At 47.3% G+C, this 13185-nt stretch carries 13 protein-coding genes and 2 tRNA genes; 7 read left to right on the top strand and 8 right to left on the bottom strand.

The genetic code is table 11. The annotated features are described in order from the left end of the window. The first annotated feature begins 148 nt into the window (after positions 1-148). Complete coding sequence (locus RM811_RS19620) at positions 149-439, top strand: PA4642 family protein (RefSeq protein ID WP_402527553.1); 291 nt, start codon at positions 149-151, stop codon at positions 437-439. A gap of 112 nt (positions 440-551) precedes the next feature. Here the strand turns inward: RM811_RS19620 and brnQ are convergent, their stop codons facing one another. From brnQ to RM811_RS19600, 4 genes are all read right to left on the bottom strand, one after another. Continuing rightward, the gene (gene brnQ, locus RM811_RS19615; protein WP_402527552.1) at positions 552-1883 is read right to left on the bottom strand and encodes a branched-chain amino acid transport system II carrier protein; all 1332 of its coding nucleotides are present in this window, start codon (positions 1881-1883) and stop codon (positions 552-554) included. 2 nt (positions 1884-1885) lie between these two features. Continuing rightward, positions 1886-2014, bottom strand: coding sequence for a hypothetical protein (locus tag RM811_RS19610; protein WP_402527551.1), 129 nt, complete (start codon positions 2012-2014; stop codon positions 1886-1888). A 215-nt stretch (positions 2015-2229) separates the two neighbouring features. Beyond that, complete coding sequence (cls, locus tag RM811_RS19605; RefSeq protein WP_402527549.1) at positions 2230-3696, bottom strand: cardiolipin synthase; 1467 nt, start codon at positions 3694-3696, stop codon at positions 2230-2232. Between the two features lie 60 nt (positions 3697-3756). Next, positions 3757-4533: a TSUP family transporter gene (locus RM811_RS19600; RefSeq protein WP_402527548.1), complete on the bottom strand. Its 777-nt coding sequence runs from the start codon at positions 4531-4533 to the stop codon at positions 3757-3759. 355 nt (positions 4534-4888) lie between these two features. Between RM811_RS19600 and RM811_RS19595 the strand changes: the two genes are divergently transcribed. Next, the gene (locus RM811_RS19595; RefSeq protein WP_402527546.1) at positions 4889-6346 is read left to right on the top strand and encodes a carotenoid oxygenase family protein; all 1458 of its coding nucleotides are present in this window, start codon (positions 4889-4891) and stop codon (positions 6344-6346) included. A 299-nt stretch (positions 6347-6645) separates the two neighbouring features. Next, positions 6646-7125, top strand: coding sequence for an Lrp/AsnC family transcriptional regulator (locus RM811_RS19590; protein ID WP_402527575.1), 480 nt, complete (start codon positions 6646-6648; stop codon positions 7123-7125). Between the two features lie 53 nt (positions 7126-7178). On the opposite strand, the gene RM811_RS19585 is transcribed toward RM811_RS19590, so the two are convergent. Continuing rightward, positions 7179-8051, bottom strand: a complete 873-nt coding sequence (locus RM811_RS19585; protein ID WP_402527544.1) for a hypothetical protein — start codon at positions 8049-8051, stop codon at positions 7179-7181. A gap of 242 nt (positions 8052-8293) precedes the next feature. Between RM811_RS19585 and RM811_RS19580 the strand changes: the two genes are divergently transcribed. Continuing rightward, positions 8294-8488, top strand: a complete 195-nt coding sequence (locus RM811_RS19580) for an Lrp/AsnC ligand binding domain-containing protein (RefSeq protein ID WP_402527543.1) — start codon at positions 8294-8296, stop codon at positions 8486-8488. 303 nt (positions 8489-8791) lie between these two features. Here RM811_RS19580 and RM811_RS19575 read toward each other — a convergent pair whose 3' ends face one another. Continuing rightward, positions 8792-9481, bottom strand: coding sequence for a hypothetical protein (locus RM811_RS19575; RefSeq protein ID WP_402527542.1), 690 nt, complete (start codon positions 9479-9481; stop codon positions 8792-8794). 296 nt (positions 9482-9777) lie between these two features. Here RM811_RS19575 and RM811_RS19570 point away from each other — a divergent pair, with 296 nt between their 5' ends. Continuing rightward, a complete protein-coding gene (locus RM811_RS19570; RefSeq protein ID WP_402527540.1) occupies positions 9778-10989 on the top strand; it encodes a dipeptidase in 1212 nt (403 codons plus the stop codon). A 49-nt stretch (positions 10990-11038) separates the two neighbouring features. Here the strand turns inward: RM811_RS19570 and RM811_RS19565 are convergent. Together RM811_RS19565 and RM811_RS19560 are read right to left on the bottom strand one after the other, a co-directional pair. Continuing rightward, positions 11039-11113, bottom strand: a tRNA-Gln gene (locus RM811_RS19565). Positions 11114-11137: 24 nt separating this feature from the next. Further along, positions 11138-11214, bottom strand: a tRNA-Met gene (locus tag RM811_RS19560). A gap of 285 nt (positions 11215-11499) precedes the next feature. Here RM811_RS19560 and RM811_RS19555 point away from each other — a divergent pair. Next, complete coding sequence (locus tag RM811_RS19555; RefSeq protein ID WP_402527539.1) at positions 11500-11667, top strand: hypothetical protein; 168 nt, start codon at positions 11500-11502, stop codon at positions 11665-11667. Between the two features lie 542 nt (positions 11668-12209). After that, a partial coding sequence (locus tag RM811_RS19550; protein WP_402527538.1) for a hypothetical protein occupies positions 12210-13185 on the top strand: 976 nt, incomplete at its 3' end.

Genomic DNA, 13185 nt, shown 5'->3' with positions numbered 1-13185 from the left:
CTTAATATAAGTCCAAAATGTCCTATTAAGGTTATATACCTTTATTTCCGACCCTGTAAAATAAACCCACCTATTATCAATTTCGCCAATTGGTCACAAAACGTCCAATGTCGACGCATTAATAAAAACCATGACGCCTGGGTGAGTAATGAAAAAAGACAAGCAGAAAGTCATTGGAGAGGAACTGAGTGATGAACGCCTGAAAGCCCTGTTGACACTGCAACCAGCAGCTGGAGGCAGCCGGGATCACCATAGCCTGCTTAGAGCTTATCGCTACTTACGGGCTGATGATTTTTCCCGCTTCATTCCTTTTTTTCTGGAAGCAGGCTTTAACCTGAATGCAAGAGATGGTGACGGCAAAACCCTGGCTGAAACGGTGACCCACCACCAGCATGGAGCGCCCTATCTTAAAACCCTGATAGAAGCCGGGGCTCATTAACAACCAACCGTCATCCCGCGAAGGCGGGAAAGACGGCAGTGGTATAAATCAGCATTTAAGAGCTTATGCGACAACCTCTGAAGACAGCCTTCAAATTACCAGGTGCTTTTAATCAGCTCTGGACAGGGTCAGCAACGCCTTGAGAGCGAGCTGAAGTCAATATACCAAGAACACCACCCAGCACACCCGGCAATAACCAGACCAACCCTTCCTGCTGTAATGGTAGATAAGCCAGTAACTCATAAGCCGGGCTGACAAACGAAAGACCTGCCGCATGCAAACCTTCCACAATACTGATCAGGCCAACAGGGATCAGCACAAAGGTCATTACACGGCCGGGGTTAGCCAGCCATGATTTCAAAAGCGTCACAGCTATTAACGCAATAGCTACCGGGTAGATAATCAGCAATGCCGGGATCGTGACCTTTAACAGCGTGTTCAAACCAACATTAGCAATCAGGGCACTGGTCAGTGCGCAGAGAGTAACCCAGCTACGATAATTCAACGCAGGGAAAACTTTTGAGAAATATTCACCACAGGCGCTGAGCAGACCAATAGAGGTGGTCAGACAAGCCAGAATAACGGTGATAGCAAGCACCACTTTTCCCCAGGAGCCAAATGCCGCATTAACAAACAGACTGATAATCTCGGCACCATTTTGAGGGGCTGCCACCAGCTGGTGACTGGTAGAACCGATATAACCCAGCACCAGGTAAACCAGAGACAAACCCACCGCGGCAATAAGCCCCGCAATAAATGTATAACGGGCAACCTGCCGGGTATCGGTAACACCCTTACTCTGAATCGCATTGATAATAACTACACCAAACACCAGGGCACCCAGTGTATCCATGGTCTGGTAACCTTCACGAAAACCATTAAAAAAGCCTTGAGTGATCATCGACTCAGTAGCAGCACCCGCTTCACCCTGAGGGAAAAGAAAAGCACCTGCAGCGATGACGACAAGGACAACCACCAGCATGGGTGTTATAAACTTACCGACCGTTTCCAGTAATTTACCAGGGAACAGGGCCAGGTAGAGTGCAATGGCAAAGAAACCAATAGAGAACAAAGCCAGGGAGAAAGTACCGGACTCCCCGGTAAATGGCAGCAGGCCCAATTCATAAGAAACAACGGCCGTTCTTGGTGCAGCAAACAGTGGGCCAATCGCCAGGAAAAGAATAACAGCAAAAGTCATAGCCATTTTCGGAGGCAAAATTTCCGTCAGCTTTTCCAGACCACCACCGGCCCGGGCACAGGCAATGACACCCAATAGCGGTAAACCGACACCGGTCAATAGGAATCCCAGCATGGCGGTCATTAGCTCAGTACCCGCCATATGCCCCAGAAAAGGAGGAAAGATAATATTTCCCGCTCCCAGAAAGAGAGCAAAAGTCATCAGGCCTGTAGCCAGAATATCTGTGGCTTTTAACGTCTGCGGCAAAATCAGTCCCCTGTATCCATTCTTCCCGCTCTTTTCAACGCTCTCTTTTCAATAAGAGTGCTGGCATTCACCATACGACGATGGCCAAACAAACCTGCAGGCAGGAAAAACGCTTTGTTAGAAGTAAGCATTGAGGCTGAAATACAGCCCCCTTGAGGGTAACCTTTATTTCATAGATGGACCTTGAACCGCATCAGTGTTTTCACCTAAAAATCAAATAAAGACAGGATTTATGATACGAATTCAGGTATGGATAAATAAACATTTACTGCAGAAATAACACAACATCAATAGCAATCACTACGAGATATTATCTCAGCACCGAATGACAGTTATGGGCTTGGAATTACAGTAATGGGCTTAACAGCTGCAGAGTATTTTCCAGTAACTTCCGCTGGAATGGCCGCTGATTCCAAAGATTAATGTCCACCTCGCCAGCCTGATTCATGTACGACTGCAGCATCTGAAAAATCTGCTGACCAAAGCCCTCATCATAAACAATCAGTGTTACTTCATAATTCAGCCAGACACTCCGCATATCAAGATTCACAGTACCAAACAGTGCCGTCTTTCGGTCCACCAATACACATTTGGTGTGCAGCAGCCCACCAGTGAACTGCTGGATTCTGACACCGGCCTGCAACAGTTCCTGATAGTAGGAACGGCTGGCATGCTGAACCATTTTCGAGTCATTTTTGGCAGGCACCAGCAGCTGAACATTAACCCCTCGCATAGCGGCTGATTTCAAAGCCGTTAACAACGACTCATCCGGTACAAAATAAGGGGTACTGATCAGTAGCTCTTCACGGCTTTCATAAATGGCCACCAGCAGAACCTGTTGCAGCCTTTCCCGGTCCGCATCAGGGCCGGATGGCAGAACGTGTACACAGGCTCCTTCCCTATTACGATGCTCATCTGAAGGGTACTCATACTGTCGGTTAAATGATGGATGCCCCTGCCCGGTTTCCAGGGCTTTATCCCACTGAACGATCGCACCGAGCACATGGGCTACAACACCATCAATTCTAACCATGGCATCCACCCACTGCCCCACTTGAGCATCCTGTTTGAACAGCGATGGATCAACCAGGTTAAAACTGCCAGTCCAGGCCACCTGATCGTCAACCACCAGAATTTTCCGGTGGTTACGAATATCAATCCGCTCAACCAGCATGCCGAAGGGCCCAACGGACATAGAGGCAGTAACACTAACTCCCTCCAACCGAAAACGACGGGCCCAGGCACCATTTAAAAAGCCCCGACTCCCAACATTATCAAGCACTACCAGACAATCTACCCCTCTTCTGGAAGCACGGATAACCGCTTCAGCCACCTCCTCTGCACGCCCCACCGGTTCCCATATATAGAATTCAATAATCAGACTGTGTCTGGCTCTTTCTATATCATTCAGCAGGTGGCCAATAATGTTTTCAAAACCAGAGAACAGCTGCAGCTGGTTTCCCGGCAAAAGAGGGACACTCATGCTCTTTTCTGCCAGCGAGAAAATGCCATTATGAGAAGTGACCGGGCAGCGGGAAGGTTCGTTACCAGAAATGATACGAGAGAGATGCTGATACCATTGGGCATAGTCTGGGTAAAGCGCACGCATTCGCTTCAAACGCCGGGTACCCAGGCGAGGGGAGCCAAACAACAGATAAAGGAAGAAACCCGCCACCGGCAGTGCAAACAGCAAGACCAGCCAGGCCAGGGAAACACCCACTGGCCTCCGGGTCATGATAACCACAACAGCAAAAGCTACAATGGCCCCCAGATAGGCGGTACCAATAAGCCAGCTATACCAGGTTGTTTCCATTGAGCAAATTCCCAACAGGAGATACAAGACAAGTGTCTTACCTGTTCAGAACGATGCCTATTATTGGAGCAAATGTCCATAATTACCCCACAGCAACTTCACCGTCATCGCCAGAGAAACGCAGACAATCATGGGGCGAATTACTGTCTGACCACGGCTTAATACCATCCCTGAACCAAGGCGGGCACCCAGCACCTGTCCGACCATCATCACCAGTCCGATCGTCCAGACCACATGACCACCAATAATAAAAAATAACAGGGAAGCTATATTACTGGTGCAGTTCAGTACTTTGGTATGCGCTGTAGCGCTGGTAATGGAATAGCCAAGCAAGCTGACAAAAGCGATAGTAAAAAATGAACCGGTACCCGGGCCGAAAAAGCCATCATAAAAACCAATAACCACAGCAACGGTAAACGAAAACACCGACAGCGATATCACTTGCCGTGATTGATCACTGCTGAGTCGTGGAGAAAAAATAAAGTAGAGCACAATACCAATCATCAGGAATGGTATTGCCTGCTCAAGAACGCCGGCATCAATCCTTTGTACCAGCAACGTACCCAGCATACTGCCGATAAAAGTCATCACTATTGCCAGACGTATCTCTCTAAGGTGTACAGCACCCCTGGAAATGAAATAAAAACTGGCCGATAGCGTCCCGCCTGTTCCCTGCAGCTTATTGGTTGCCAGTGCCTGAACCGGGGACAGTCCAGCGGCCAGCAGAGCAGGCATTGCGATCAGCCCTCCTCCACCCGCAATCGAATCAACAAAACCGGCCGCGGTGGCCACCGCAAAAAGAATGACAACAAGATCCAGAGTAATGGTTACGTCCAAGGTTAATCCTTGTAAAAAAGAGTGATGAATCGTGGAGGCGTAATAATAGAACGTCCAGAAAAAAATATTCAGCGAAATCGACTCAGCAGCCAGCTAAACTCATCTGCCATAAGCCAAATGTAATCCTATATTTTGAGTCAAGAGGTCAAAAGCAAGCTCCAATCCCTTGCACTGAGGACAGCCGACCTGAAGACCGACAGAGTGAATTTGTGGAAATACCCGGGCTCCCCCCCTCGAAGCCCGGAAACCGGAACTTTTTGACTGGCCACTGGTCGGAAAGATCAACATAAATAGCAAATGATTAACGACTTATATGGCCCTCACCCGCAGACGCTGCATACAATCCTTAGGTCTGATGGCACTTGCCTCAGTTACCAGGCCCTCTCTGGCTAAACAGCTGCCCGGTGAGTATCCCTGGCAAGCCCTGCTGGGAGTCAGCCTTCACGGTGAGTACGATTACCAGGCAGAAGTTGAAGGAAAAATCCCTGCAACCCTGGAGGGTACTCTTTATCGAAATGGACCGGGATTATTTGAGCGTAACGGCTACAGAAAGCAGCACATTCTGGATGGCGACGGTATGATTCAGGCAATAGACCTGATGGATGGCAAGGCCCGCTACCGCAACCACTTTGTAAAAACACCGAAATATCTCAGGGAACAGGCCGCCGGACGTTTTCTCTATCCAACCTGGACCACGCTCGCCCCAAAATTCTGGGAAAACCTTCCCGGTATCCCGCCGTACTCGCAGGCCGGTGTAACCACCTACCTGATGGATGGCGTTCTGACGGCCCATGACGAGGCGGGCCAGCCTTTCGCCCTTGACCCTTTTTCTCTTGAAGACCTGGGAGAACACACCATTTCACCCAAAGGAGGAGCAGCAAACCTGAAGGCCCATGCCAAGCGATGCGGTATTAACGGAAACTGGACGTTTCTTGGCTGGAACCACGGACCACGGCCCTCTGCTGAAGTCATTGTCAGATCTGCCAATCGACAGCTGATAAATCATCGAAGGGTATCAATGCCACGGGATTGCTATATCCATGATTTTTTTGCCACAGAACACTACACCCTGATTAACCTCCATGCCATCGAGTTCAACCCAATACCCATGCTGGCTGGACTGCATAGTTTTACCGATTGCCTTAGCTGGAATCCCACCCTGGGCAATCAGATAGTGGTTATCCCCCGGGACTCCGGACAGCCTGTAAGGTTCTTCAGTGCACCTGCAAAATTTATGTGGCACAGCTTTAATGCCTGGGAGAAAGGCAATGAAATCATTGCCGATTTTATTGCCTATAACACACCTGACCATTTTATCGGTAAAGACCCACAGATGAAGGCCATTATGCAGGGGAGATGTACCCTGACCTACAACTCAGGCATGGCCTATCGGTACATCATTAACCCCGGACAGGGAACGCTCAGGGAGGAACTGATCACCGATGGAAATCTTGAATTTCCAATGATCCATCCGGGGTTGGGAGGCCTGAAAAACCAGTTTGGCTATGCCACATTGGGTGCCCCGGGTCAGTTTTTCCACAGCGGAATCACCCGGATTGATTTAAACAGCGGTATTCAGGACTACTATGATTTTGGCGAGAAAATATATGTCGGCGAGGCCATCTTTGTTCCTGAGGGTATGGCAGAAGATAAGGGTTTCCTGCTTTCCATGGCTCTGAATGGCGACACCGGCAAGAGTTTCCTGGCCATACTGGATGCGGCAAATATCAGTGCAGGACCACTGGCCCTTGTCCATCTGCGCCACCACACACCATTCTCTTTTCATGGAACCTGGTTAAACAAAAACCGCTGACCATCTCCCGGATAATCAGCGGTTTGTAATCTCTTTGAGCTCATAACACCTAACCTGTTAATACGCTCTTTGCTATAACATCATCAAACCTTGTAGGTTTTCCTGATTAGCACTCCTGATTGGAAATACTATTTCATCGCAGGCTTGTGGCCGGGATGACTGGGCATCACTTTTGGCGATGCTTTTGACTACGGGATAAGTATAGAAAAACCGGTGGAGCAAAAGATTGCGAATTAATGGATATAAAGCAGAAATAGCGCAATAATCTGCCAACAATAGAAACTTTAGTAAAAGAAAATATCATGAAACTTGATCGCTACGATATCCGAATACTTCAAGAGCTACAAAAGAATGCCAATATCAGCAATCAGGACCTGGCAGACCTGATCGGGCTGACACCATCCCCATGCCTGCGAAGGGTCCGGCAACTGGAGGATTCAGGACTTATAAAAGCCAGAGTAACACTATTAAATCCGGATAAGCTGGGACTGAGCCTGACAGTGCTGATCCATATCAGCATGGACCAACATACACCGGAACGATTTGAGCACTTTGAAGAGACCATCAACCGTTATGATGAGGTGGTAGAGTGTATGCTGATTACCGGACAATCCGCAGACTACATGTTGAAAGTGATGGTGCCTGATATGAATGACTATCAGGACTTTCTGCTGAACAAGATCACAAGAATTCAGGGGGTCACCGGCGTACATTCCAGTTTTGTTCTCCGGCAACCCATTCGGAAAACGGCTTTACCCCTGAATCATCTCAAGCCATAGAAACTTAACGTAAAGCCAGCCAGAAACACCCTGCTTCCTGACTGGCAGAATACTTATATATCAATACCCGCCACTTGAGACCGGGCATTTTCACCCAGTTTTTTAATCACCTGATCACGCACCTGGTTAAAGACGTCATAGTCAAGCTTTATGGTTTCATCATGACTTTTTATCCAGGTCTCACCGGCCTTAACACGAAGAAACAGAATTGTAGAACTAATATCTTTAAAACCAACCACCAGATAGCCCAGGTTCATACTCACCAGTCCATGCTCGTCACGGGTCACAAAAGAGGATTGAAAGTTTGCCTGGTTAGAACGAATTGCAGCGTGGTTAAACAGAGAGATAAAAGGGCCTTCTTTTTCCAGTTTTTTCAACGCAGAGACCGCCGCATCTACCACAGCCTGATCGGAAGGGTCAGTCAGTGCCGTTTTTAAAATTTCAAAGATGACTTCACTGACACTGAGATCAGTGGAGACGGAGGTAAGAGAAACATCATCAAATTCACTGATATCCCACCCCTGAATGCTCATCACGTCAGTGTATCTTTTATACCATTGGGCGATCTGGGTATTTTTATTGTAATCATGGCTGGCAGCTAACTGGGCAAACAGCGTTGAGTTAATAACATCTTCTGTCGTCTGCTGATCAATCTGCTGTGACAGCACAACAAAACTGCCACTGTCAACAAACAGCCTTTTGCTATAGTCGGGACCCTGCGCAGCCAGACAGAGCAGTTCCGTTTCTATCGCTGGACTCTCACTGAGCTTAATCTGTTTAAGAGCATCAACCCTTGCCTCCAGCGTCAGCTCCCTCCCTTTTGATGAGTCATCATCATGACAACCGGCAAAAGCACTGGATATCATTGATGAAAAGATAAATACAATAGAAAGGGCCGTTTTATTTTTCAATATAACTGACAGCATACGCTCCTCCAACGGGATGGACTGGAAAAATAACCTACAGTCATCAGTTTATTTTTATATTGAAAACCTGCGCCTGAATATCTCGAACAAATTGAAATAACCACTTCACACAGGGAGATCTTAACCATATATACAATGAACTGTTTTTCCATTGATTCTTTACTGTCTTCCGCTGATAGCCTGGCACTGCGCCTTGACACCCTTCATAAAAATAACAATTTGTCGTATATAGGCTTCAGGCTATGAAGCAAGAAATAAAAGGACATCGAGAAATAAAAGGACATCCATTAACTGCAGACTACAGGGTGAAAGTGATGGTGCCTGATATGAATGACTACCAGAACTTTCTGCTTAACAAGATCACAAGAATTCAGGGGGGGGGCACCGGCGTACATTCCAGTTTTGTTCTTCGGCAACCCATTCGGAAAAGACTTTAACAGTGACACTCCCCGCCTTATCAGGCGAGGCTTCTAACTTCACAGGCTACTGCCAGTCTATAACAACTGGACTTACACAGAAGCCTCCATTAGCAGTAGTGGGGTGCCCCTCCACTATTTTGTAGGTTGTAGCACGGTAAAACAGTCATCGCCTGATTATCGTCAACGGCTGTTTTACTGATAAATCCATGGGGGTGTAGACCATGACAAAAAACACACAAGCGGAACGCTCGCCGCGTTCCCGTCTTATATCCCCGCCCGTTTGGGCGAGGGTTTACGACTGTTGTGCTAAGTCACCTCAACTCATAATCCTGACTGCATACTGCATGTTTCTTCTTTATCCGTGGAAACATTGATGGGTATTTTTCCGGCTCCGGAAAGCATGAGATCACGAAAAACAAACGCAGCTACTTCATTGAAGTTGCTGTAAAAATCACTGAGATCATCATTCCAGAACTGAACAACAACCTTACTGAAAATCACATAGATTACCGGCTTACCAAAAGTCGCCTTATCCTCTACCCTTTCGAACAGCGAATTTCCCTCAAGGGCATTACTTATGCCGGTCTTTATTTCCAATAATGTCTTCAACTCCACAGGCTCTTCTATATTTCCATGGGAGTCATGAAAGCGAACATTCACCCTTTGATTTCCCAGCTTGTGCTCCGGAAGCATGATGGAGGCTAAGGCTTTTGACTTATTATCATTCGATACATAAACATCAATAAGGTATTTCCCCGGATCCGACTCCACAACGTCATGCACCACCACCTCAGGATCCAGGCTAAGGGTATACTTTACTTTATTCGAAAGAGTGACCGGTGGAGGTGATAGATTAACCCCTGCCTTAACACAATCGGCATGGGATACCGGAACGCTCAGGGCAGAGGCCAGAAAAATAAACGACAATAGACACAGTGCCCACTGCCTTGCCCGAAAAACCGGATAGAACGCCTGAACACACTCACTTGATTCGAATATATGCTTCATCATAAAAAACCCGAATGATCAGCAAAAAAATAAATGCACCAGCGCAATAAAGCCTGCTGCAATGGCAAAATAACCGGCCAGAACGAAATCCAAACCGACCTGACCAACCTTAGACCAGGAAACAGATGGCATGGATAAATCAATGATCCGGCCGGGAATACTTTTCCATTATTCTTTACGGTCATCCGCTGATAGACTGGCGCTGCGCCTTGACACTCCTTATAAAAACACTCCTTATAAAAACACTCCTTATAAAAACAACATAATAATAACAATTTGTCGTATATAGGCTTCAGGCTATGAAGAAAAAATATCACCATCGCCGAACCGGCAGGGGCTGGCAACTGGCTCTCTCCATCTCTTCTGTATTTTTCATGATTGCTATCGGACTCACCCTGATCTTTGCGCCAGAAACCATTGAGAAAGGAACCAACCAGGTTATTCCCCACTCTCCCTATCCAATCTCACCGGAAGCATCTGAGTTACACCAGAAGCTGATTGTCGCAGACCTTCATACTGACAGCCTGCTCTGGAACCGGGACATCACCAAAAGAGCCAACTATGGACATGTGGATCTGCCCAGATTACGCGAGGGCAATGTTGCTATTCAGACTTTTGCAGTGCCGACAAAATCGCCCAGAGGGCAAAACAACAGCCGTAATGACAGCGATGCGGCTGATGGAATTACCCTGCTGGCCATGATTCAGGTCTGGCCTCCCGCCACCTGGAACAGCCTCTATGAAAGAGCCCTTTACCAAGCCGAAAAGCTTCATGAAATTGAACAGGACAGCCCTGATGAACTGAAAATCATCCGCAGCCAGGCCGATCTGGAAGCAGTCCTGAAAGCACGTCAGCAGGGTAGTCAGCAAACCGCAGGACTGCTGGCGCTGGAAGGTGCACACGCCATTGAAGGCAGCCTTGATAATCTGGAAGGACTTCACCATGCCGGTTACCGCATGATCGGCCTGCACCATTTCTTCGATAACCGGTTGGGCGGTTCCCTTCACGGAGTCAGTGGTTCGCGCCTCAGCCTGTTTGGCCGCCAGGCACTGTCAAAAATGGAAGCGCTTAATATGATCGTCGATCTGGCCCACTCCTCAGAGTCGGTGGTTGATGAAGTATTGAAGCTGGCAAAGCGTCCGGTAGTCATTTCTCATACCGGAATACTGGGTACCTGCGATTCACCCCGTAATATTTCTGATGACCTGATCAGGCGGGTTGCCGAAAAAGGCGGATTGATTGGTGTTGGCTTCCGGGATGCCATTTGTGACACCTCTGTAGAGGGTATCGTGAATACCTTGCGTTATGCGATTGATTTGGCAGGAGAGGATCACATTGCCCTGGGATCGGACTTTGACGGAGGAACAAGGGTTAGTCTGGATACCTCTGAACTTGCGGTACTGACAGACCTGATGATCAGAAAGGGCTTTACTGAAACTGAAATACGAAAAGTCATGGGTGAGAACGTTCAGAAATTTCTGTTGAAACACCTTCCAAAAGCAACCACATAAAACCCGGATACAAAAAAACCTTCCTGATTGCTCAGGAAGGTTTTTGATATGGCTGGGGTGGAGGGATTCGAACCCCCGCATGTCAGGATCAAAACCTGATGCCTTACCGCTTGGCGACACCCCAATTTTTAACGTCACACCGAATAAATGGTAGCTAGAGGCAGATTCGAACTGCCGACCCCAGCATTATGAGTGCTGTGCTCTAACCAACTGAGCTACCTAGCCACTAACGATATTCTCTACAGATTTCAGTATGTTACCCGACTTGCTCTGAGTTATCAACCATTCCAGAAGAAAACCGAGTCCCGGGTGTGTCCCGGCAGAACAGAAAAGTCGCTCAAAACTGAACGCGGTGAATAATAATGTTTTCGTGTTGTTTTGCAATGATTATTATTATTTTATTTCAGTGCCTACAGTTAATTCCGATTTCATATCAATCAAGATGTTCATGCATTAACGGAAGATGATGAATGTGATTACCATGAGGCCTATCAGGGACTTTATGATCTGGTGCATAACCGGAACAAGGCGATGAGGGATATTTTCGATGGCCTGACCCGAAGCAAAGCCACCCTGATGGTACTGGCGTGGAAAAATTATGGTCTTATTGCTGACAATGAGTTTGAGCTGTTCAGTGAAGAGACTCAGGCCCTGGTGAGTCATATCCACCAGCTGTAAAAGGCCAGCGGTAAAAGAGCAGCCATCACTCCGGGGAGATAAAGATCAGCTCACTGTGCCGGGTGCCATCTACTACTTGAAATGTTCGATAAATGAATCCTGCAACGCATCACCCAAGAAAAACCGGTTATTCTCCGGACGAATAACAAGTATTAATACGTATCAATATTTTCAGATCAGATCTAGTGAAGGTTAAAAAACCGGGGCAAGTCTTTCATCTTGAAAGGTACAAATCTGTTATAACTTCCAGCTTAAAATCGGAATAACCAAGCCTTTCATATCGCAACATTAAGGACTTCAGAAAAAATACGGTCGTTTAGAAATATCTGGGCTAGCCCCCCCAAAGCAACTATCTGGCGGCCTTCCTCTTCATCACGTCCCGACCGGTCCGACAACGAGAACTCCCGGTCACAGAATTTCCTAATGAAAAATAACCAGTTACCCTCCCCATAAACCTCGAAACCTTGAGGCTAATCAATTGAACTCCCCCTCCAGTTAAGGACACAATACCCACTCAATTGACCGGGCCGGGGGATGGGAGCTTGGAAAAAAAGCTATCGGAAATACAACAACAACTACGGATCGTCAGCACTTCCAAAAAGGGCAAGCCGCAGTACGAGCAGCTTCCCAAATGGTTTAAAAAGCTGGTTCATTTTGGGAAAAACCTCGAAATACTGTCCAGAAATAGTTCAAACAAGCTGTTTGGATGCCTGATCCTTCCAGAAAGCATATATAGCCCCTTGGCCATAGCCATGGGAATCTGTATCTCTTTTCGCTTAAATCGGCTAAAACAACTGGACGACAAACCTGACACTAATGATTGCGTGATTGTAGATGGTAGAAATGCCATCTGTGTCGGGACGGATGTGATCGCTGATCAAACCTTCTATCGCTTCCAGTTCCGGAAAGAAAAAGCCAGTCGCAGACAGGGTGAACCATCAACACTTATCCCCGAAACAAGCCTTAAAAACCGAGTAATTCAAGTAGCTTCAAGTTCCCAAGAAGAGTGGGTAGGGTTTAGAAACAAAACAAGCAAATTAAATACTTCACCACTCGAAAAGGAACTGTTTGGCCATGACTGTCGATCGGGGGTTTACAACAGCTCACCGTCCCCTATCCTCGGGCTGTCAGGTATAGTCAGCCACTTTGATGATGCTGATACCGAAATGAGGTTCACAGTTCAAAATCATATTGCCACGGGTTCCCTTTATGACTTCATTCTCCCGAAGCACAAGGTTTCACCTGCGGTAACACCCGTATCTTTCATTACATCCAGAGATCATGAACGATCATCTGCTGAACGGATTCATATTGCCTGCAACCCACTTTCAATTGACTCAATAATGGCAAACAACAGCGTCATCAATCTGGTAGTACTGACAGCCGGTCACCACAACTCCCTTGCTTTCGGACAAGAATTTCTGGCTGAATATCAGGGGGCAGAATATGAAGCAGTCTCCCTCAATCAGGTGGGTTCTCTTATGGATGGCATCCCAGCCTCTTTCTTTGGCGCACTTA

The sequence above is a fragment of the Endozoicomonas sp. genome (assembly GCF_031844845.1).
GTDB lineage: Bacteria > Pseudomonadota > Gammaproteobacteria > Pseudomonadales > Endozoicomonadaceae > Endozoicomonas.
The sequence above is the reverse complement of the archived record's forward strand: the minus strand, read 5'-3'. Positions and strand labels throughout refer to the sequence as shown.

Bases quoted from the DNA above. Each gene is read 5' to 3' on its own strand.
- RM811_RS19620 (WP_402527553.1), top strand. From the start codon at position 149: ATGAAAAAAGACAAGCAGAAAGTCATTGGAGAGGAACTGAGTGATGAA.
- RM811_RS19610 (WP_402527551.1), bottom strand. From the start codon at position 2,014: ATGCTTACTTCTAACAAAGCGTTTTTCCTGCCTGCAGGTTTGTTTGGC.
- cls (WP_402527549.1), bottom strand. From the start codon at position 3,696: ATGGAAACAACCTGGTATAGCTGGCTTATTGGTACCGCCTATCTGGGG.
- RM811_RS19595 (WP_402527546.1), top strand. From the start codon at position 4,889: ATGGCACTTGCCTCAGTTACCAGGCCCTCTCTGGCTAAACAGCTGCCC.
- RM811_RS19585 (WP_402527544.1), bottom strand. From the start codon at position 8,051: ATGCTGTCAGTTATATTGAAAAATAAAACGGCCCTTTCTATTGTATTT.
- RM811_RS19580 (WP_402527543.1), top strand. From the start codon at position 8,294: ATGAAGCAAGAAATAAAAGGACATCGAGAAATAAAAGGACATCCATTA.
- RM811_RS19575 (WP_402527542.1), bottom strand. From the start codon at position 9,481: ATGATGAAGCATATATTCGAATCAAGTGAGTGTGTTCAGGCGTTCTAT.
- RM811_RS19570 (WP_402527540.1), top strand. From the start codon at position 9,778: ATGAAGAAAAAATATCACCATCGCCGAACCGGCAGGGGCTGGCAACTG.